Here is a 22,297-nt window from a genome sequence, read left to right as displayed (position 1 = left end):
CGCAACAGACCCTTAGCCGATGGTCATCAGGCTAGCGTTACCGCCTGCCGCCGCAGTATTGACGCTCAGCGAGCGTTCAATATAGAGGCGTTCCAGCAACAGGTTGCTTTCACCGCGAGCGAACCCCTGAACCGAGATAATCGCGCCGTCGCGTGCCGCCACCTGTTCACACAGTTCCCGCAGCTGATCGGAATCGCCGTGGTAGATAACCGCATCGAAAGCCTGAGCGGTCAGCATCTCTGGTTTGGCAAAGTGGAGACGTTCGCTGACCTCGCGCGGCAGCTTCTTCGCCAGCTCGCGATGCAGAGCGCTCTCGGGCCACAGGATTTCACAGCCGACTGCGGTGACCGCCGCCAGCTGAATCAGCGCATCCTGCTCGTTATCCGCCACGCACAGTACGCGGTCGCGAGGGATAAAGGTCAGGGTATTGCGCTCGCCGGTTGGACCCGGCAGCAGACGTTGGGTGCCGGCTTGCGCCAGTTCACGGTACTGCTGACACAGCGCCTGCAGTTCAGGACGACCGGCGGCCCACTGCTGCAGGGCGTTTAGCGGTTTTTCCAGCAGGGTTTTCAGCTGCGCATCCAGCGGACGTTCCGCATCCTGGCGGGCGAGCGTGGTTCCCACGGCGTTTTGCGGGCGGCTGGAGAGCAGACGATACAGATACAGCGGGCCGCCGGCTTTCGGTCCGGTCCCCGACAGACCTTCGCCGCCAAACGGCTGCACGCCGACCACGGCGCCAACCATATTGCGGTTAACGTACAGGTTGCCGACCTTCGCGCTGCCGGTGACCTGAGCAATGGTTTCGTCGATGCGGGTATGGACGCCGAGGGTCAGACCGTAGCCGGAGGCGTTAATCTGCTCGACCAGCTGATCCAGCTCGTTGCGGTTATAGCGAACCACGTGCAGCACCGGGCCAAAGACCTCTTTTTTCAGCTCATCAAAGCTCTCGAGTTCGATCAGGGTCGGCGGAATGAAGGTCCCGCTTTGCCACTCACGCGCATCCTCGCTGTTTTCCCGTACCGCCTGGAACACCGTGCGGCCTTTGGCGCGCAGGCTCTGAATATGGCGTTCAATATTCTCTTTGGCTTCGGCATCGATGACCGGACCAATGTCGGTCGTCAGACGGCCAGGGTTGCCCATCCGGCATTCGCCCATTGCGCCGCGCAGCATGGTCAGCGTATGGTCGGCGATCTCTTCCTGCAGGCAGAGAATACGCAGGGCGGAACAGCGCTGCCCGGCGCTATCAAACGCGGAGGCCAGCACGTCGATCACCACTTGCTCGGTAAGGGCCGAGGAGTCGACGATCATGGCGTTCATCCCGCCGGTTTCGGCGATAAGCGGCGTCGGGCGACCCTGTGCATCCAGGCGGCTGGCGATATTGCGTTGCAGCAGCGTGGCGACTTCGGTGGAGCCGGTGAACATCACGCCGCGCACGCGTTCGTCGGTGGTCAGCGCGGCGCCGACGGTTTCCCCGCGGCCCGGCAGCAGCTGAATCACGCCCGGCGGAACGCCGGCTTCCAGCAGAATCGCTACGCCCTGAGCGGCAATCAGCGGCGTCTGTTCGGCGGGTTTCGCCAGCACGCTGTTACCGGCGGCCAGCGCGGCGGCAATCTGACCGGTGAAAATCGCCAGTGGGAAGTTCCACGGACTAATACAAACTACCGGTCCCAGCGGACGGTGGGTTTCATTATCGAAATCGTCGCGCACCTGACCGGCGTAGTAGTGGAGAAAATCGACGGCTTCGCGGACTTCGGCGATGGCGTTGCTGAAGGTTTTACCGGCTTCACGGACCAGAATGCCGATCAGCGTCTGCATCTGGTCTTCCATCAGCACCGCCGCGCGTTCAAGGATCGCCGCTCGTTCCTGCGGCGGGGTGGCAAACCAGATAGGCGCGTTATTGACTGCGCTGGTCAGCGCCAGTTCAATCTCTTCCGGGTGGGCTTCACGCACGTGGCCGACGATATCTTTCGGCTCGGCCGGGTTAATCACCGCCTGCAGTTCGCCCGCCATCACCGGATGCTCCAGCGCCGGCAGCGCTTGCCATTTGTGCAATGCGCTGTTCAGCAGAGAGGAGGAGAGGGAGGCCAGACGGTGTTCATTGGCCAGATCCAGGCCCGCGGAGTTGCTGCGGCCTTTGCCGTACAGATCGCGCGGCAGCGGGATCTTCGGATGGGGCAGACCGGCCTGACCCTCCTGCCGGGCCAGTTTTTCCACGGCGCTGACCGGGTCGGCAACCAGCTCGTCCAGCGGCAGCGTAGTATCCGCGATACGGTTAACAAAGGAGGTGTTGGCGCCGTTTTCCAGCAGGCGGCGTACCAGGTATGCCAGCAGCGTCTCGTGGGTCCCGACCGGCGCATAAATTCGGCACGGACGGTTCAGTTTCCCGTCGGCAACCTTGCCGACTACCTGTTCGTAGAGCGGTTCGCCCATGCCGTGCAGGCACTGGAACTCATACTGGCCCGGATAGTAGTTTTGCCCGGCCAACTGATAAATGGCTGCCAGGGTATGGGCGTTGTGGGTGGCGAACTGCGGGTAGATAAGGCTCGGCACCGCCAGCAGCTTTTTCGCGCAGGCGAGGTAGGAGACGTCGGTGTACACCTTGCGGGTATACACCGGGTAGCCTTCGAGGCCGTCCATCTGCGCGCGTTTGATTTCGCTGTCCCAGTAGGCGCCTTTTACCAGGCGGATCATCAGGCGACGGCGGCTGCGGGTGGCGAGGTCAATCAGGGAATCAATGACGAACGGGCAGCGTTTTTGGTAGGCCTGAATCACGAAGCCAATTCCGTTCCAGCCGGCTAGCTCTGGTTCAAAGCACAGCTTCTCCAGCAGGTCGAGGGAGATCTCCAGGCGATCGGCCTCTTCGGCATCGATGTTAATCCCGATATCGTACTGACGCGCCAGCAGGGTCAATGATTTCAGCCGCGGATACAGCTCATCCATCACCCGATCGTATTGTGCGCGGCTGTAGCGCGGGTGCAGCGCAGAGAGTTTGATCGAAATCCCCGGACCTTCATAAATGCCGCGGCCGTTAGAGGCTTTGCCAATCGCGTGGATCGCCTGCTGGTAGGAGACCATATAGGCCTGAGCATCGGCGGCGGTGAGCGCGGCCTCGCCCAGCATATCGTAGGAGTAACGGAACCCTTTCTCTTCCAGCTTGCGGGCGTTGGCCAGCGCTTCGGCGATGGTTTCGCCGGTCACGAACTGTTCGCCCATCAAACGCATCGCCATGTCGACGCCTTTGCGAATCAGCGGTTCGCCGCTTTTGCCGATAATCCGGTTCAGCGAGCGCGAAAGGCTGGTTTCGTTATGGGTAGAGACCAGTTTGCCGGTAAACAGCAGGCCCCAGGTTGCCGCATTGACGAACAGCGACGGGCTGCGGCCGATGTGCGACTGCCAGTTACCGTTGCTGATTTTGTCGCGGATGAGGGCATCGCGGGTGGCTTTGTCCGGAATACGCAGCAGCGCCTCCGCCAGACACATCAGCGCCACCCCTTCCTGTGAAGAGAGCGAAAACTCTTGTAGCAGGCTCTGCACCATGCCGGCGCGACCGCTGGCGGTTTTTTGATTACGCAGTTTCTCCGCCAGCTGATAAGCCAGCTTATGCGCCTGTTCAGCCAGCGGCTGCGGCAGGCGCGCCTGCTCCAGCAGCATAGGGACGGCGTCAGTTTCTGCCCGGCGGTAAGCGGCGGTAATCGAGGCCCGGGTGACGGACTGCGGCAGAATCTGCTCGGCAAATTCGAGGAATGGCTGCCACGGCTCATCGACCGGGCTGCTGACGTCATCGCTTTCATTGGCGGCGCCGGCAAGCAGGGCCGGCAGCTCGGGCAGCGTCTCGTCGTTTTCCAGCTTTTCCAGATAGTTGAAAATGGCCTGTTTAATCAGCCAGTGCGGCGTGCGGTCAATACGGCTCGCGGCGAACTTGATGCGTTCACGCGTCGCGTCGTCAAGCTTAACACCCATGGTGGTGGTGCCCATGCTTATCACTCCTGTTATGAATCGTTGTTCTTTTTTGCGGTTACGCGAAAATATCTACTATGTTGCAACTTTGTGCAACCTTGTTAATCGTGACCTGTGTAGCAAGCTGAGAAATGAGTGAGTTGTTAATTGAGATGGTGGATGTAACGGAAAATTAACCTTTCTGCGCTGGGGTTTTTTATGCGTCAGTTAACAGTTTTACAAGGTGCAACCAATAAAAACGTGAGAGAGTGCAACCTATAACAAAATGAAGTTTGGTACGGACAAAAATTAGTGTAAATGCTGTGTTAAATCGTTTGTGAAATGCCGACGCTTCCGTCAGGATACGGTCGCCCAATACAATCCTTGTGCCACTACCCCGTTCCGGTAGTGGAATAAAATGACAAAGCAGGACGTTGTCGACAAAAGAATCTGGAGATTTTACATGGCTATTAGCACCCCCATGTTGGTGACTTTTATTATTTATATATTTGGCATGGTACTGATCGGTTTTATTGCCTGGCGATCGACAAAAAACTTTGATGATTATATTCTCGGCGGCCGCAGTCTCGGGCCATTTGTGACGGCGCTCTCCGCCGGCGCCTCCGATATGAGCGGCTGGCTACTGATGGGATTGCCCGGCGCAATATTTCTCTCCGGTATTTCCGAGAGCTGGATCGCCATTGGTCTGACGCTCGGCGCATGGATTAACTGGAAACTGGTCGCCGGTCGTCTGCGCGTACACACCGAGGTAAATAATAATGCGCTGACCTTACCGGATTATTTTACCGGGCGCTTTGAAGATAAAAGCCGCGTGCTGCGTATTATTTCGGCGCTGGTTATTTTGCTGTTCTTCACCATTTATTGTGCCTCCGGGATTGTTGCCGGTGCCCGTCTGTTTGAAAGCACTTTTGGCATGAGCTATGAAACGGCGTTGTGGGCCGGTGCGGCGGCGACGATTATTTATACCTTCGTCGGCGGATTCCTCGCGGTAAGCTGGACCGATACCGTACAGGCCAGCCTGATGATTTTTGCGCTGATTCTGACGCCGGTGATGGTGATTATTTCCGTTGGCGGCTTTGGTGAATCGCTGGAAGTGATCAAGCAGAAGAGCATTGAAAATGTCGATATGCTCAAAGGACTGAATTTTGTGGCGATTATTTCGCTGATGGGCTGGGGCCTGGGCTACTTTGGCCAGCCGCATATTCTGGCGCGTTTTATGGCGGCGGATTCGCACCACAGCATCGTTCACGCACGTCGCATCAGTATGACCTGGATGATTCTCTGCCTGGCGGGTGCCGTGGCGGTCGGTTTCTTCGGTATTGCATGGTTCAATAATAACCCGGCGCTGGCCGGCGCGGTTAATCAGAACTCCGAGCGCGTGTTTATCGAACTGGCGCAAATCCTGTTTAACCCGTGGATTGCCGGTATTCTGCTGTCGGCGATTCTGGCGGCGGTGATGTCCACCCTGAGCTGTCAGCTGCTGGTGTGTTCCAGCGCGATTACCGAAGACCTGTATAAAGCGTTTCTGCGCAAAAACGCCGGTCAGAAAGAGCTGGTGTGGGTCGGACGGACGATGGTCCTGGTGGTGGCGCTGATCGCCATTGCGCTGGCGGCAAACCCGAACAACCGCGTGCTGGGTCTGGTGAGCTACGCCTGGGCAGGCTTCGGTGCCGCGTTTGGTCCGGTCGTACTGTTCTCGGTGATGTGGTCGAGGATGACGCGTAACGGGGCGCTGGCCGGGATGGTGATTGGCGCGCTGACGGTGATTGTCTGGAAACAGTTCGGTTGGCTGGGCCTGTATGAAATCATCCCTGGCTTTATCTTTGGCAGTCTGGGCATCGTGGTCTTCAGCCTGCTGGGCAAAGCCCCGTCGACATCCATGCAGCAACGCTTTGCCGAAGCGGACGCCCATTATCATTCGGCTCCGCCGACACCGGCTACCGCCGAGTAAACTCACGACCGGTTAATCAAGCCCGCGCTCAGCGGGCTTTTTTGTGGCTGAAAGCCGGCCAGGCGCCCGGCACGGCTCCCACCTCTTGCTAATTCCATGAAAATACGCTGATATCGGGGGCACAAAAAACAATGAGGATAGCAAAATGACGTTCAGACAGGGTGCGCTGGTGCTGGTGATGGCAGGGCTGCTTGGCGGCTGCGTAGCACCGGCGAAGAAGAGTACGCCGGTTGCCACGGCAGCGGTATGCCCGGCAGAGAATGCGATGGTGCAGACCACGCTCTATTTCGGTTTAAGCCGCCCGGCGGGTAAAGATATCACCCCCCAGGAGTGGCAGCAGTTTGTTGACCGCGACGTCACGCCGCGTTTTCGTGAGGGATTAACGGTGTTTGACGCCCGAGGCCAGTGGCTGGGGAATGATGGCAGCGTGGCCCGCGAGCAGAGCAAAGCGCTGATGCTGATTCATGGTAAGGACGGTAGCAGCGAAGAGGGGATCGAGGCGTTACGTAACCTCTATAAATCGCGCTTTGCCCAGGAGTCGGTGATGCGCGTTGACCAACCGGTCTGCGTTCACTTCTGAAAAAACGGCGGGGAAGTCCCCGCCGTATCTCTTCTATAGCACCAGGCCGGCAAAGCTGGCGGAAAGCAGACTGACCAGCGTGGCGCCGTAGACCAGACGCAGGCCGAAGCGGGAGACGATATTGCCCTGCTGTTCGTTCAGCCCTTTAATGGCCCCGGCAATAATGCCGATGGAGGCAAAGTTCGCGAAAGAGACCAGGAAGACCGAGAGGATGCCCAGTCCACGCGGAGTCATGCCGGCGGCAATTTTTTGCAGCTCAATCATCGCCACAAACTCATTGGCCACCAGCTTGGTTGCCATAATACTTCCGGCGTTCAACGCATCGCTGAGCGGAATACCAATCAGCCAGGCCAGCGGATAGAAAACATAGCCAAGAATTTGCTGGAAGCTCAGGCCAAACAGCGTGGCAAACAGGGCATTAATGGCGCTGATCAGGGCGATAAAGCCAATCAGCATCGCCAGAATAATCATCGCTACTTTAAAGCCGGCAAGAATATATTCCCCGAGCATTTCGAAGAAGCTTTGTGATTCGTGGAGCTTCTCCAGCTTAATCTCTTCTTCGCTACCCGGACGCGTTGGGTTAATAATCGACAGCACAATAAAGGTGCTGAACATATTCAGGATCAGCGCCGCGACCACATATTTTGCATCGAGCATGCTCATATAGGCGCCGACGATGGAGAGCGATACCGTGGACATCGCGGTGGCTGCCATGGTGAACAGCCGACGTGAGGAGAGGTCGCCCAGCACGCCTTTGTAGGCGATAAAGTTCTCCGACTGGCCGAGAATCAGCGAGCTGACGGCGTTGAAGGATTCCAGTTTACCCATGCCGTTGACTTTGGAGAGCAGGGTGCCAATCACGCGGATGAAAACAGGCAGAATGCGCCAGTGCTGCAGAATACCGATCAGCGCCGAAATAAAGACAATCGGGCACAGCACGCCAAGGAAAATAAACGCCATCCCTTTTTCACTCATGCCGCCAAATACAAAGTTGGTGCCTTCGGCAGCAAAGCCGAGCAGCGAAGTGAAAAAGCCAGAGATATTTTTAACTATCCACAGACCGCTTTCGGCATGCAGGAAAAAGAATGCCAGCGCAATTTCAATGATAATTAACTGGATAATATAGCGAACGCGGATTTTTTGTCGGTCATAGCTGGCAAGCCAGGCAAGGCCGAGGATAACCGCCAGCGCCAGCAGGAAGTGCAAGAATTGTGTCATGTTGTTCATTTCGCAGGTCAATAAGGCCGCTATTTAGCCACAGCCGGTCAACCTGGTAAATATCTGCAGCGAAAAAACCGCCGCGCCGGCTGGCCGAACGCGACGCAGACAGATAGTCCCCTAAGTGATTATTTTACAGCAATTAATTTACAACTCGTCACCAAACTCTCTACATTTCACTTGTGTTTCTGATTATTGTAATGATAATCACTATCAGAAATATTTACTTATCTTTGCATCCACTGACTGCGATTCACATTGAAGGGTGTCGGCATGTTTGTTCCATTTCTCATTATGTTACGCGAAGGGCTGGAGGCGGCGCTGATTGTCAGCCTGATTGCCAGCTATCTCAAACGCACCCAGCGCGGCAGCTGGATTGGCGTCATGTGGATTGGCGTTATCCTGGCGGCGGCGCTGTGCCTGGGCCTGGGGATCTTTATCAACGAAACGACCGGCGAGTTTCCCCAGCGGGAACAGGAGCTGTTCGAAGGCATCGTGGCGCTGGTGGCGGTATGCATCCTGACCTGGATGGTGTTCTGGATGCGTAAAGTCTCGCGCAACGTGAAGCAGCAGTTGGAACAGGCGGTGGATAATGCTCTGCAGCGCGGTAATCATCACGGCTGGGCGCTGATCATGATGGTCTTTTTCGCCGTCGCGCGGGAAGGGCTGGAGTCGGTGTTCTTCCTGCTGGCGGCATTCCAGCAGGATGTCGGAATTTGGCCGCCGCTCGGGGCGATGCTGGGACTGGCTACCGCGATTGTCCTCGGCTTCCTGCTTTACTGGGGCGGGATCCGCCTTAACCTCGGCGTATTTTTCAAATGGACCAGTCTGTTCATTCTGCTGGTGGCGGCCGGGCTGGCTGCCGGGGCAATTCGCGCCTTTCATGAAGCCGGTCTGTGGAACCATTTCCAGGACGTGGCGTTTGACCTGAGCGGCGTGCTGTCGACCCACACGCTTTTCGGCACGCTGCTCGAAGGGATCTTCGGTTACCAGGAGACGCCTACCGTCAGTGAAGTGGCGGTCTACTTTATCTATTTGATTCCGGCGCTGGTGCTGTTTGCGCTGCCGCCGCGTAACAATACAGCAACCTCGCGCACCGCTCCGCTTAAGTAGGGCGCCGCAGGATTATGGTTACAACATACTTACCGAAAGGGATGATCATGATGATTCATTTTCGCCGTAATGCGCTGCAGCTTGCCGTCGCAGCGTTGTTCAGCTCTGCCTTCTACGCTCAGGCTGCGGATATCCCGCAGGTAAAAGTCACCGTTAACGACAAACAGTGTGAGCCGATGAACGTCACCGTCAAAGCGGGGAAAACGCAGTTCATTATTCAAAACCACAGTCAGAAAGCGCTGGAGTGGGAGATTCTCAAAGGCGTGATGGTCGTGGAAGAGCGCGAGAACATTGCGCCAGGCTTTACGCAAAAGCTGACGGCGAACCTGCAGCCGGGCGAATACGACATGACCTGCGGTCTGCTGACCAACCCGAAAGGCAAGCTGATCGTGACCGGCGCCGCCACCAAAGATGCGGCGAAAGCCGATGCGCTGTTAAGCCTTGGCGAGGCGATCACCGCCTATAAAGCCTACGTTACGGCGGAAACCGCACAGCTGGTTAGCGGCACGAAAGCTTTCACCGACGCGGTGAAAGCGGGCGATATTGAAAAAGCGAAAGCGCTGTATGCTCCGACGCGTCAGCACTACGAGCGCATTGAACCGATCGCAGAACTGTTCTCCGATCTGGACGGCAGTATTGATGCGCGTGAAGACGATTACGAGAAAAAAGCCGAAGACCCGAAATTCACCGGCTTCCACCGTCTGGAAAAAGCCCTGTTTGGCGACAACAGCGTCAAGGGGATGGAAAAGTATGCCGACCAGTTGAACAGCGATGTGCTTGAACTGCAAAAACGCATCAGCGAACTGGCGTTCCCGCCGTCGAAAGTGGTGGGTGGCGCGGCGGGCCTGATTGAAGAAGTCGCGGCCAGCAAAATCAGCGGCGAAGAAGATCGCTACAGCCACACCGATCTGTGGGACTTCCAGGCGAACATCGACGGCGCGCAGAAGATCGTTGACCTGCTGCGCCCGCAGCTGCAAAAAGAGAACAGCGCGCTGCTGGCGAAAGTGGATGCTAACTTCAAGAAAGTTGACGCTATCCTCAGCAAATACCGCACTAAAGACGGCTTCGAAACGTATGACAAGCTGACGGATGCGGATCGTAATGCGTTAAAAGGGCCGATCACCACGCTGGCGGAAGATCTGTCTCAGCTGCGCGGGATCCTTGGGCTGGACTAAGTCGATGGCAGAACAGAAGCAATCTGACGTGAATGAGCCTTCACGTCGTCGATTATTAAAAGGGATCGGCGCGCTTGGCGGCGCGCTGGCTATTACCGGCGGCTGTCCGGTGGCACACGCGGCGAAGGGCAGCAGCTCTCCGGGTGTGCTGTCGCCGGACGCGCGGGCCGAGGCGCAGCCTTTTTACGGGCAGCACCAGGCCGGCGTGCTGACGCCGCAGCAGGCATCGATGATGCTGGTGGCCTTTGATGTGCTGGCCAGCGATAAAGCGGACCTGGAGCGTCTGTTTCGTCTGCTGACTCAGCGCATCGTCTTTCTGACCAAAGGGGGGCCGGCGCCGGACACGCCTAATCCGCGTCTGCCGCCGATGGATTCGGGGATCCTCGGAGCGTGGATCTCCCCGGATAACCTGACCGTCACCGTTTCGGTTGGCCATTCGCTGTTTGATGAGCGCTATGGATTAGCGGACCAGGCGCCGAAAAAGCTGCAAAAAATGACCCGCTTCCCCAACGATTCGCTGGATGCGGCGCTCTGCCATGGCGATCTGCTGTTGCAAATCTGTGCCAATACTCAGGATACGGTTATCCATGCGCTGCGCGATGTGATTAAACATACGCCGGATCTGCTCAGCGTCCGCTGGAAGCGTGAAGGGTTTATTTCCGATAGCGCCGCGCGGAGTAAAGGCAAAGAGACGCCAGTTAACCTGCTGGGCTTTAAAGACGGCACCGCGAACCCGGTCAGCAGCGATAAGGCGCTGATGGATGAAGTGGTATGGGTGACCGCCGATCAGGGTGAGCCGGCATGGGCAACCGGCGGCAGCTATCAGGCGGCGCGAATCATCCAGTTCCACGTGGAATTCTGGGATCGTACCCCGCTGAAAGAGCAGCAGACCATTTTTGGGCGCGATAAGCACAGCGGCGCGCCGCTGGGCATGCAGCATGAGCATGACGTGCCGGATTACAGCCGGGATCCTGACGGCGATATTATTGCCCTGGACAGCCACATTCGACTGGCGAACCCGCGGACACCGCAGACGCAGTCCAGTCTGATGATGCGTCGTGGCTACAGTTATTCGCTGGGCGTAACCAACTCCGGGCAGCTGGATATGGGACTGCTGTTTGTCTGCTATCAGCATGATCTGGAGAAGGGATTCCTGACGGTGCAAAAACGCCTTAACGGCGAAGCGCTGGAGGAGTACGTCAAACCTATCGGCGGTGGCTACTTCTTTGTGTTACCGGGTGTTATCGACAGCCAGCACTTCCTGGCGCAATCTCTGCTTGAAGCCTGACGCACCTGCCCGCAAGGGCAGGGCGTTTCTGCTGTTTTTCCATTCTTTTTTTGTATTTCCTGCCTTGTGTTATTTTTCTGTAATCTAAATGACGGAAACTCGCTCCAGCTGTACGGGGAAATATTTGTTGCGTCTATGTAAAAAATAAGTTGCATTAAGAATAATTTTTGATGTACTTATTACAGACGCGGTAGTTCCCGGCAGTGATGTCGTTTCACTATGGAGATCGCGAATGGTAGGGTCCTGTACCGGACAACGCAAAACAACACACCGTACTCTTCAGCACGGAGGGAAAACCTCCGGCAGCGATTTCGTCAGCGTAAATTCACCTCTTTCCACCCCCACAGAACATCCGAACCCTGACCGGGTACGCGGTGCGCGTAGCCGTGACTCGTTGTCAATTCAACCGGCAAGCAATGGCTTAAAAGGAAGCCAAACCTCAATCGTTTGTGCGCATAATCGCGTCGATGCTGACGCGTGTGATGTAAACCAACAACGCAAGGTGCTATCCATGGGAAGACAAAAAGCAGTGATCAAAGCTCGTCGTGAGGCAAAACGTGTGCTGAGACGCGATTCGCGCAGCCATAAGCAACGCGAAGAAGAATCGGTCACATCGCTTGTGCAAATGAGTGGCGTAGAAGCAATTGGCATGGCGCGGGACAGCCGTGATACTTCCCCAATTGAAGCGCGCAATGACGCTCAGGCGCATTATTTGAATGCCATCGACAATAAACAGCTGATTTTTGCAACGGGCGAAGCCGGGTGCGGTAAAACCTGGATTAGCGCAGCAAAAGCCGCCGAAGCCCTGATTCACAAAGATGTGGACAGGATTATTGTTACCCGTCCCGTTCTGCAGGCCGATGAAGATCTCGGCTTCTTACCGGGAGATATCGCCGAGAAGTTTGCTCCCTATTTCCGACCAGTGTACGACGTACTGGTGAAGAGGCTGGGCGCTTCCTTTATGCAATACTGCCTGCGACCGGAAATTGGCAAGGTGGAAATCGCGCCGTTCGCCTATATGCGCGGACGTACATTTGAAAATGCCGTGGTGATTCTGGACGAGGCCCAGAACGTGACGGCTGCGCAAATGAAAATGTTTTTAACCCGCCTCGGGGAAAACGTGACGGTCATCGTGAACGGCGACATTACCCAGTGTGATTTACCCTCTGGCGTGAAGTCCGGGCTGGTCGATGCGCTGGCGCGTTTTGAGGAAGACGAGATGATCGGCATTGTGCGTTTTACCGCCGATGATTGCGTCCGTTCGATGCTCTGCCAGCGAACGCTGAAAGCCTACTACTGATCGCTATCTTGTGTGCAAAGCCCGGGGAAACCCGGGCTTTGTTATTTTGATGCGGCGACGAGGCCGGCAGCGAAGCGCTAACCCCTGTTAACCTATCGCGCCCAGCGCATCTTCGCTGCCCTGCGTTTTCGGCAGTAAGAACAGGGTGGCGAAAATATCCAGCAGATACAGAAGGGCCAGCAGCGTGATGGCAGCGGTGAACGACCAGTGGCTGACGCACAGACCAATCACCAGCGGCCCAAAACCACCGACGCCGCGACCAAGGTTAAACAGCACGTTCTGCGCCGTAGCGCGGACCTGTAGCGGGTAGGTATCAGAAATAAGCGCCCCGTAGCCGCCAATCATGCCGTTGACAAACATTCCCATTACCGCCCCGGTAAACAGCATCAGGGTCGGGTCCCGCAGCTGGGCATAGATAATGACCATCACGACGGCCCCAACCTGGTAAATCAGAAAGATCTTCCAGCGGGCGAAACGGTCCGCCAGCACGCCGAACAGCCAGATGCCGAAGGTCATCCCCACGACGGTGACCGCGGTCCAGAGTCCTGATTTGGTGAGCGAAAAACCAAAACTGGAGGAGAGATAGCTGGGCATCCAAATCATCAGGCCGTAGTAGCCAAAATTCTGTACCGAGCAGAGGATGAGGATCCCGATACTGGCCTTCGAGGTGGCGCGGTCAGCAAACAGCATCCGGAGACGGGTCGTGAAGGAGACCTGTTGGGTGACTGCGATATCTTTGGTAAACGCGTCGGGCTCCCCCATGCCGCGGCGAATGGCAAATGAGACCAGGGCGGGCAGCAGCCCAACGAGGAACATTCCGCGCCAGCCGATGATATCCAGCAGGAGAGGGGTGATAAAGGCGGCAAGCAGCACGCCAAGCTGCCAGCCGATACCGACCCATGCCGAGGCGCGATTGCGTTTGCTGGCGGGCCAGACTTCAGCAATCAGCGCCATGCCAATACCGAATTCGCCGCCTAGCCCCATACCTGCAAGAGTACGATAGGCCAACAGATCCCAATAACCCTGCGCAACCGCACAGAGGCCGGTAAAGACCGAGAACATCAGGATCGTGAAGGTCAGGACGCGAATACGGCCCAGGCGGTCGCTGAGATGACCGAAAAAAATCCCGCCCAGTACCGCGCCAATCAGCGTCCAGGTCACGAGGGAACCGGCCTGAGAAGTGCTGAGCGCCAGCGAAACGCTGATCGCAGGCAGCATGAAACCGAGGATCAGCAGGTCAAAGCCATCCATTGCGTAGCCGCTGATCGCCGCGACCATCGCTTTCGCCGGCGTGACGCCGCGTTTGTTAAGTGGAGAAGAGAACGTCATGTCCAGACCTTAGAGTGAAAATTGTGCGCCAAGTATAAGTTTGTCGGCGGCCGCAATCTACAGGCAAAGCGGGGTAAAAGGGGCCGGGCAAGGCAAGAATGCCGACCGCAGGAAAAGGCATGCGCGCTGCCGTCGGTCAGGGCGATGCGGTAGGCGGAAAAAACGTGGCTGCGTATGGACTTGCTGCAGACGATGAGGTGGTACGCGCATCCATCTTGTTTGTGCCTTAAGGTTGGCAACCCCTGAAAGGACTGAGTGTTATTTTAGCCCCTCCCATAGTCCTTCAACGATCGCGGCAGCCATTGAGGAACTGTGGCCGGTATGTTCCAAGCAATATGACTGCGCGGTATCGAGGTCTTTGCGAACACGGTGGCTTTTGGCAAATGCCTGGCTTGATACCGATGAACCGCCCGTGTAGATCTCAAGGCTGGCAACGCTTTCTGCATGACGCGTCACGTCAAAACGATTTACGCCGACTTCATTGTTGAGTTTTCCGTACTCCAGAAGGTATCCCTGAGAAAAAAGCTTATCCTGCATGCAAGAGTATATCGCTCTGGGTTTTGCTGAATCCTTGTAAAAGTAGCTTTGGGTGACCTCAGTATCCTTGCCGTACGGCTGAAGCGATGCGCAGCCGGCAATCAAGAAGGGGACCACAAGAACAGTTCTTTTCCGCATAAAGGTTATTCCTTTTAAGGATATGTATCATTGCGCCATCGGTCATAAGAACAGATATTCCTGCTATGCTGCGCTCCGCTATTTGACATCCTCTTTAAGGAGTAAATATATCAACACTGAGGTGGGGCAATGCTTTAGATTTTAATTCTAATATTAACGAAGTCGGGTAAACCTGAGATAAACAAACTTAAGATAAAACTTTCCGTATCTGATGGGCTAAAGCAGAACTGCGTTGCAACCGCTGCATACATATAATTAACACTCCAGACATTGGTATTAACAAAAGGGGGGGTGGTGTTGATTGAATTAGCAGGGTAGAAGTGGCAATGGCAATGCAGGAAAAATACTGTACTCACGCCACCACTTTGTTTCGCGAAAAGCTGAATAAAGGGACGGTCATCCACTCGACTGTTTGAGGACCAAATCTGCTATATCGTGAAAAAATAGTACAGGTTCTACTAACACGCTTTTTAACTATACGGCGACCGCGCGTGACAAACCCCTACAATCGACTTCGTTGTCGTCATGATATTGCATGATCCTGTCCCCGCATTATGGGTCTGACTTTTTCTGCCAGGCGCGCTTCATTCACACTGAGATTTGGCTTGATTTGAAACTTAAACGGAATTCAAACACCAGCAAATTAGTTTGTTTTATAAATATTACAACTATTATAATTAACTTACGAAATCATTGCGGTAGTGCTGTATTTCTGAAGTGAAGATCATTGAATTATATACAAATTAAATTTCCTCATGTTACATGCGTGCTAATAAAAAGATCCGCGGGATACTTTTCAATAGGAATAAACTATCAAAATGTTGGTTTTGATAGTTTATGTGATTTTGTGATTTTTATTAGATGGTTTAATTTCTGTCGCATATGAAATGCACATGATTGTCATCTGGCTTTATTTATAAACAGGGGGCGGGAAAGATATTTCTGACAATAACTTTATTTAACTTTACATTGGTTAGTCCGCTAAGAATTGGGGAATATTCCTATGCCGGCGCTGGCAATTTTCTGTAGCGGAGAGTTTTTTTTCTAAAATTCAGCGTGCATCATGTCTGAGACGCTCTACCAGAGAGGGCCTGATTGCTTATTCGTCACTAAAGGGGAGGTTGCCATTTTATTTAAAGTCGCTAATGATTGTTTATTGATTCAAATCAAGTCATTTTTATAATGAATCGCATAAACAAAGAGTTATTTTTTTGTTGCTCATTATTTATTAAGATTTTTCCTCAAAAAAACAATGATGAAAACTTCATATTTAATCATTGGCCTGGAATACAGTGGCGCTTACAGGCTGAAAAATGATTTGTTTTATCTATCAAAACCCATGTTGATTTGAGTTAAAAACTGTTAGGAAAAATTTGGGTGGTATGATTTAAATAAAGGTGTAAGAAAACAATACTAAACAATTTTGAATGTGTCTGTTTGACACGTTGATTTCGTGTGCGTTGAATAAACAGAGAGAAAATGCGATATCATATTGTATCAGATAATTTATATTTTCTCCTGGGGGTCAGAGGACTATTTAACCGGAAGGGGTTGTTTGCATTTATATATTACAGCTGTGAGCAGTCTACGCTGGAGTTGATGCGTGATATCAATGGTCATCTGAAACCTGGTGATGTACTGGTTTGTGCACTCAATGATATTATTCTTAGGCAGAATGTACTGAAGTTATCATGCGTATTGTTTGGGCGAATATTATTTATGCCTTTTTTTACAGTATCTGAAAAAACGACGGGTTCATTACCCTGGGTCCTGAATAGTACTGTAACAGAAGATGCTTTCTTTATTCTCCTGAAGAAAATGGAAACCGCTACATACTCTAAAAGAAATATCACCGATAAACATATGGAAACAATAGGGTTTCTGACGTCCGGTAAAACAATTAATGAACTGGTCATGGCGACGGGCTGGACCGCGAAAAAACTCTATTACCAGCGAACGGCATTGCTGAAGAGGTGCGGTCTTACCGGAACCACGGATCATGAAGTTCTTCTCTGCAGAGACATATTGACCTTATTAAGGAGGCATAACGTAACGAAAGCTGAAGTACCGCCATCTCAACATCATCTGTCAAAAGGTGAATATTATTCATAGTTAAGTAGTAAAGGGACCTGTATGAAAAGAAATACTTTATATAAAGCCTTAATTTCCGCTTTCGTGATTGTGGGGGGCTTGTCAGCCAATGCAAACGCTGCCGACGGTACCATCAACTTTCAGGGAACAGTAACATCGAGCGCCTGTACCACCATTGTTGGGGCGGCTCCGGCTGGAGGGACTGCCGGGAGTACCACAACCGTTAACCTTCCTCCGGTATCTGCCGACACGCTGAACGCCCTGGCCGGTACCTATGCCGGACATACCGCATTCACCATTCAGCTGACCGGATGTCAGGCTGCCGGTTCGTTGAACAGCGTGCGCGCAACGTTTTCTACCGCTTCTCCGGCTGCCGGAGACAATACGGTAATGGGCAATACCGCCCCTTCCGGTGCGGCCGACGTGGCAGTTGCGATTCTGACCGCGCAAAGTGCACCGGTTCATCTGAACGGTGGCACATTGCTCGATCCCGGTGCCGCGCTCCCTACCGCGGCGGCCGGTCCGGTTACTCTTAATTATCTGGCGGCATACAAATCCCTCAGCACAGCCGTCACCCCCGGTCCTGTCACTGGCATTGCCGACTACGTGATTTCCTATTTCTGATAATACGGAATAACTGTTGTATTTGTGATTAAAGCCGGGTCGACCGGCTTTTCTGGGTAACGACAGTATCTGGTTTCTACCGCGCTATACCGGGGAATATCATTATATGTATCGTTTTTTACTGCGCTGTATTCACACGGAAGAACCACGGAGTCAGGTATCCCGGATATCGATGATTCTCCCGGTGCTTTTCAGTAGTGTCAGCGTCAGTGTTTTTGCCGGAAACGATTTTGAGGAAGCGTTTTTGCGGCGCGATAAAAACGGTGTATCTCAGGATGTTTTTATGTACCAGGATCCTGTTATGCCCGGGAGGAGACTGACTGATATCGTTATTAACGATCGGTTAAGGGAAAAGACCGAAATTGACTTCGTCAGCAATGGCAATAACAAGGTTATCCCCTGTCTTTCATACCGCCAGCTGAAAGCCTCAGGCATCAGGGTTAGCCACTATTCCGGCTGGGAAACCCGCGAAGGGGAAGCGGCTGGTTCGTCTGACGCGGAAACCTCCGTGCCTTCCCGCTGTGAAGATCTCGCGCTGCGAATACCTGCTGCTTTTGTTCAGTATGACCACACCCACCAGGTGCTGAACATTACCGTACCGCAGGAGGCCATGGACAACGAGCGCTTCACCATGATCTCGCCAGCTGAATGGGATCACGGCACTCCCAGTCTGCGCTCATCCTACAGCGGCTATTTTTACTCGTCACGGCTGAAGGGGGCATCCGGGCCGGGCTGGAAGGTAGATGATAGTACCACCGAGAGTGCCTGGCTTAGCCTGAATACCACGGGAAATGCCGGCCCATGGCGTCTCTACAGTATTGATTCGTTTTATCGTAATGACCGGCATCAGTGGAAATCCAATCATGACAGAGCCTATCTGGCACGTGATATTGCGTTACTGCGCAGCAGCCTGCAGGTAGGTGAAATCTACACCCGAACCTCAGGCACGATGACCGGAGCCATCCCTCTGCGGGGGATCTCGCTGGCAACCAGTGAACGCATGTCGCTCGATAACCAGTACAGCTATGCACCGGTTATCCGGGGAGTGGCGCGCACTAACGCCAGATTGACTGTGCGCCAGCGTGATGCGGTGATTTACAGCACGTTGTTGACCCCTGGCGCATTCGCAATTGATGATCTGTATACCGCTCAGGTGGGGGCCGATCTTGACGTTATGGTGGAGGAATCGGACGGGCAAATTCAGTCCTTCCGGGTTCCCTATACGGCCCTGCCGGGCATGATTCGTGCCGGCGCGATACGCTACAGTCTGGCCGCCGGTACCTGGCGCGGTCCGGACGGTGGGACATCCGAACCTGCGCTGTTATCCGGTACTCTGGAATACGGTTTTGAACATTTCACCCTGAATAGTGCATCTGTGATGACTGAAAATTATCAGATGTTCTCCTCGGGAGCGGCATGGAATATCGGTGCAATCGGGGCTTTCTCTGCCGACCTGGCGTATGCCCGCCACAGCGAAACCTGGAGAGATAACCGCCAGCGCGAAGGTACGGCAGCCAGGCTGCTTTATGCCCGTCAGTTTGATGTCACCGGGACATCATTGCAACTGTTGGGCTACCAGTATCAGTCCGAGTCCTTTCTTGATGCCGGGGAATTTCTTGCACGTCAGAACCAGAGCTGGATTGACGGATATGCTCCGGATACGACGACCTGGCAGAGGCGCCGGCGTAACCGGATGGAGATGACCGTCAGCCAGAATATGAACTCTGTCGGCAATCTGTATATGACCATCAGTCAGGAAAGCTTTTACGGCACGGGGGATAAAAACAGCTCGCTGAGTGCCGGAGCGGGTACCACCGTCGGTTCGGCCAGCGTATCCCTGGCTCTGACGCACAATCGTTACCAACGTCTCAGCGATAATCAACTCACTCTTTCCCTCAGTCTGCCGTTGTCAGTATGGCTCCCCGCCAGGCAGGATGCTGGTTTTCTGAGCTATGGCCTCAGCCGCAACAAAAACAACCAGTACGGCCAGTCTCTGGGGTATGCGGGCAACAGCGCTGGCAACGACTTCAGTTATTCGGCCAGTCTCCAGCGGGATACTCAGGGGGAATACAGTCAGTCAGGATCTCTGGGCTGGAATAGCAGCAGGGCAAATATCACCGCAGGAATTAGCCACGCGAGGGATTATCGCCAGTACTCCGCCGGGATGTCCGGCGGTGTGACGCTGTACCGCGGAGGGGTCATTATGTCGCCGCCATTGGGTAACACCGTGGCGATTGTTGAAACCCCTGGCGCGGAAAATATCAGGGTTTCAGGTATCAATAATGCCCGGACCGATTCAGCTGGCCGGGCGGTGGTGACCTGGCTGACGCCTTATCGCTACAACCAGATTAACCTGGACGCCGGGGAGTCTGATGGTGCTGAGTTGCAGGAGTCGTCCCGCAAAATCGTCCCTACAGAAGGTGCTGCCGTGCTGCTCCGGTTTGCCACCCGGTCGGGTAGAAGAGCGCTGGTGGAAATTTACAGCCGAAAAAGTATTCCGCTGGGTGCGCTGGCGTACACCGAAAGTGCTCCCGGTGTTAATGAGACCGAGGAGGCCGGTATCGTGGGTCAGAAAGGACTTGTCTGGCTGACCGGGCTGGATACCCACAGGGCGCAGGTACTGAATGTGATCTGGGGCCAGCGGCCTGAAGAACGATGCCAGATTGCGCTTTCCGCACCCACTGAAGAGCAGCTTAAACCCGATAACTGGCATAAAAAAATCAGAGCGGAGTGTCTCTGATTCTTCACCATGAAACTGCATAAAAAGAGTAACGTAATGAAATTGCTGAAATTATATATCACCGGGCTTCTGACGGTCATTTTCCTCGCCGGTACGGCGACAGCCGGCGTCAGGCCGCAACTGACACGCATTGTTGCCTATGCACAGGACAGAGAAACTCCGGTAGACGTGATAAACGACAGCCAGGAGACCTATATGGTGCAGGCCTGGTTGGAAGATCTTCGGGGGAATGACAATGATCTTCCGCTGGTGCTGACTCCGCCGGTGATGAAGCTTGAGGCTAAAAAACAGGGGAAATTCCGACTCGTGGTTCTGAGGGGAGGGATTGCGAAGGACAGAGAGTCCGCATACTGGCTATCGCTGCAGGAAATACCGCCAAAAGCCGGCAGTGCAAATAAGCTGGTGATTGCCGTACGCAGCAGACTTAAAGTTTTTGTCCGTCCTGACGGACTTAACTCTGCCGGTGCCCGCGATGCGGTAAAGCAAATTCGCTGGAGTCTTGAGAAAGACGGTAATGCCGTCTGGCTGAAAGCAAGCAATCCCACGCCTTATTTTGTCAGCTTTGCCCGCCTGAGTGTGGGGGCCGGCAAGGGGATTACATTGGAGGATCGTCATCGTATGCCTCCGCCGTTTGGTAGCGAACGTTACCGTCTGCCTGCTTCAGTTAACCATACCAGCGTGACCGTGACCTGGAGTGGGATCCATGACTGGGGCGGTGCGGGTGAAGAATACCGGGCGGAGCTAATACCATGAAGAGGGCGGCAGGCACATGTATCGTACTCATCAGAATAAGGGGTCTGTCCCTTTTTCTGATGGCTGTCGTGCTTATGTTTACTACAACAGTAACGAGGGCAACGACGTATACCATCAGTTACGTCTGGTCATCCGCCAGTGACCCAAATGTGAATAAACTGGCAGGACAATGTTCTTACACCTATCCGGATAATCAGCCTTTTTCTGTTCCCCGTTCCGTTGTTGCCGATAACTCGGTACCGGCAGGAACGATTCTTGCTTCGTGGAGTTACGCTGACTTAAATGTCCCTCTGTCGGTGAGTTGTAGCGGGAGCGGTATTGAAGGTACGACCCCGCTCGTCTCTTCTTCATATGGCGGGATTATTGCCAATTCAAGCAGCCTCACCGTTATGGGATATAATATTGCGGGGTCATTAGTGGATTCAGGGATCCTGAACACCACCGTCCCCGGTATCGGTATTCGGTTTTATGTACAGTCAGATACGCCGGACCTCGGGAACGGGATTGATACGCCTGCCTATATTCGTCTGGCCGGGTTTGGTGACTCTTCCGGTTCAGCTGTATTTGCCGCAAGTGGTGTGGAGTATCCGTATGCTGGCCCTACCGTAGGGCAGGCGGCTCTGGCCATGAGTATGCTGCGGTCGCGTACAGAAAATGGAACGACCCTCTGGTATATTCCAACGCGGAGTTTATCGATTTCCCTGCGGGCTGAACTGATTAAAACCGGTTATGTAGAGAATTATGGTCCAGTCTCCTTCAGTCATCTGTTTAACTCGTGGATAACGCCATCTCCATCGGGTTCGGCGAGTGTTGTCCTGCCTCCTTCCATTCATTTTCTGACGGGGACGGGGGTGACGCTGGTCCGGCCGACCTGCAAACTGAGCTCACAGCGTCCAACGGATTATTCGGTCAACATGGGAACGTGGGATGCCAACACCATTTCCCGGGAGGGAGCCCCTGCCTTCGGGCCTGATGTTCCGGTTCCGGTGGAACTGGAGTGTAATGGGATGGCGGAGAATATCCGAATGCGATTTGAAGATGCGGGAGCGTCGCCTCTTCCGGTGAGTAACATCGGTCTTTACGATGCCGCCGGTGGACATAAAATTGATGGGCTGGAAATTGAGCTGCGGTACAACGGTAACCATATTGATGTCAACGGGTCGGCCGTCAATATTGGGAGTTATGGTTCGGGGGCCACGTCTGTGGGAGGGGATAAGATGTTTGCTGTGCCATCGACAAGTTTTGTGCCGATAACCTTCCAGGCACGCTATATCCAGCGAGCAATGATCACGCGATCTGCCGTCAATTATACCGGGCCAGTCAGCGGCACCGTTAATCTGTTTATGGTTTATGACTGATGATGCTTTCAACGGGGATCTGCTGCGGGGAAGAGAGGCCTGCTCGCAGCGCGATCCCTGATGCTCGCAGGACTGCGCCAGCTGTCGAACCCCGGTCGGGGATTCTCATCCCCCCTGGTGGTGCAACATGCAAAAAAAAGCCCGC

Annotated in this window: 15 protein-coding genes; 11 read left to right on the top strand and 4 right to left on the bottom strand. The window is 54.3% G+C overall.

Features of this window, described 5'->3' with window-relative positions:
• Nucleotides 1–12 precede the first annotated feature (12 nt).
• Complete coding sequence (gene putA / locus GRPL_RS05495; protein WP_032688411.1) at nt 13–3,975, bottom strand: trifunctional transcriptional regulator/proline dehydrogenase/L-glutamate gamma-semialdehyde dehydrogenase; 3,963 nt, start codon at nt 3,973–3,975, stop codon at nt 13–15.
• A 424-nt stretch (nt 3,976–4,399) separates the two neighbouring features.
• On the opposite strand from putA, the gene putP reads away from it, so the two are divergent.
• Nucleotides 4,400–5,908 carry a sodium/proline symporter PutP gene (putP, locus tag GRPL_RS05500; RefSeq protein WP_032688410.1) on the top strand — a complete coding sequence of 503 codons (1,509 nt, stop codon included), beginning with the start codon at nt 4,400–4,402 and terminating at the stop codon, nt 5,906–5,908.
• 145 nt (nt 5,909–6,053) lie between these two features.
• Nucleotides 6,054–6,488 carry a DUF3574 domain-containing protein gene (locus tag GRPL_RS05505; protein WP_032700331.1) on the top strand — a complete coding sequence of 145 codons (435 nt, stop codon included), beginning with the start codon at nt 6,054–6,056 and terminating at the stop codon, nt 6,486–6,488.
• A 33-nt stretch (nt 6,489–6,521) separates the two neighbouring features.
• Here the strand turns inward: GRPL_RS05505 and GRPL_RS05510 are convergent, their stop codons facing one another.
• Nucleotides 6,522–7,706, bottom strand: coding sequence for a NupC/NupG family nucleoside CNT transporter (locus GRPL_RS05510; protein ID WP_032688408.1), 1,185 nt, complete (start codon nt 7,704–7,706; stop codon nt 6,522–6,524).
• Nucleotides 7,707–7,979: 273 nt separating this feature from the next.
• On the opposite strand from GRPL_RS05510, the gene efeU reads away from it, so the two are divergent.
• The 4 genes from efeU to phoH all read left to right on the top strand — a co-directional run bounded on the left by efeU (nt 7,980) and on the right by phoH (nt 12,582).
• Complete coding sequence (gene efeU / locus GRPL_RS05515; protein ID WP_032688407.1) at nt 7,980–8,819, top strand: iron uptake transporter permease EfeU; 840 nt, start codon at nt 7,980–7,982, stop codon at nt 8,817–8,819.
• Between the two features lie 47 nt (nt 8,820–8,866).
• Nucleotides 8,867–9,994 carry an iron uptake system protein EfeO gene (gene efeO / locus GRPL_RS05520; protein ID WP_032688609.1) on the top strand — a complete coding sequence of 376 codons (1,128 nt, stop codon included), beginning with the start codon at nt 8,867–8,869 and terminating at the stop codon, nt 9,992–9,994.
• Between the two features lie 4 nt (nt 9,995–9,998).
• Nucleotides 9,999–11,282 (top strand): iron uptake transporter deferrochelatase/peroxidase subunit, encoded by a 1,284-nt coding sequence (efeB, locus tag GRPL_RS05525; protein WP_032700330.1) that lies wholly within the window; start codon nt 9,999–10,001, stop codon nt 11,280–11,282.
• Nucleotides 11,283–11,793: 511 nt separating this feature from the next.
• Nucleotides 11,794–12,582 carry a phosphate starvation-inducible protein PhoH gene (gene phoH / locus GRPL_RS05530; RefSeq protein ID WP_032695716.1) on the top strand — a complete coding sequence of 263 codons (789 nt, stop codon included), beginning with the start codon at nt 11,794–11,796 and terminating at the stop codon, nt 12,580–12,582.
• Between the two features lie 87 nt (nt 12,583–12,669).
• Here phoH and GRPL_RS05535 read toward each other — a convergent pair whose 3' ends face one another.
• Nucleotides 12,670–13,911, bottom strand: coding sequence for an MFS transporter (locus GRPL_RS05535; RefSeq protein ID WP_032688405.1), 1,242 nt, complete (start codon nt 13,909–13,911; stop codon nt 12,670–12,672).
• Between the two features lie 258 nt (nt 13,912–14,169).
• Nucleotides 14,170–14,586: a hypothetical protein gene (locus GRPL_RS0125910; protein ID WP_032700329.1), complete on the bottom strand. Its 417-nt coding sequence runs from the start codon at nt 14,584–14,586 to the stop codon at nt 14,170–14,172.
• 1,599 nt (nt 14,587–16,185) lie between these two features.
• Between GRPL_RS0125910 and GRPL_RS05540 the strand changes: the two genes are divergently transcribed.
• The 5 genes from GRPL_RS05540 (at nt 16,186) to GRPL_RS0125900 (ending at nt 22,152) form a co-directional block, all read left to right on the top strand.
• On the top strand, nt 16,186–16,698 hold the full coding sequence (locus tag GRPL_RS05540; RefSeq protein WP_123618898.1) for a hypothetical protein: 513 nt from the start codon (nt 16,186–16,188) through the stop codon (nt 16,696–16,698).
• Nucleotides 16,699–16,719: 21 nt separating this feature from the next.
• Complete coding sequence (locus GRPL_RS26295) at nt 16,720–17,301, top strand: fimbrial protein (protein WP_048619527.1); 582 nt, start codon at nt 16,720–16,722, stop codon at nt 17,299–17,301.
• A 106-nt stretch (nt 17,302–17,407) separates the two neighbouring features.
• Nucleotides 17,408–20,041 (top strand): fimbria/pilus outer membrane usher protein, encoded by a 2,634-nt coding sequence (locus tag GRPL_RS05545; protein ID WP_080718643.1) that lies wholly within the window; start codon nt 17,408–17,410, stop codon nt 20,039–20,041.
• Between the two features lie 9 nt (nt 20,042–20,050).
• The gene (locus GRPL_RS05550; protein WP_049267542.1) at nt 20,051–20,794 is read left to right on the top strand and encodes a fimbrial biogenesis chaperone; all 744 of its coding nucleotides are present in this window, start codon (nt 20,051–20,053) and stop codon (nt 20,792–20,794) included.
• A gap of 74 nt (nt 20,795–20,868) precedes the next feature.
• Nucleotides 20,869–22,152, top strand: a complete 1,284-nt coding sequence (locus tag GRPL_RS0125900) for a fimbrial protein (RefSeq protein WP_128320400.1) — start codon at nt 20,869–20,871, stop codon at nt 22,150–22,152.
• Nucleotides 22,153–22,297: the final 145 nt, after the last annotated feature.

It is taken from the genome of Klebsiella planticola ATCC 33531 (genome assembly GCF_000735435.1).
GTDB classification, from domain to species: Bacteria; Pseudomonadota; Gammaproteobacteria; order Enterobacterales; family Enterobacteriaceae; genus Klebsiella; species Klebsiella planticola.
The sequence above is the reverse complement of the archived record's forward strand: the minus strand, read 5'-3'. Positions and strand labels throughout refer to the sequence as shown.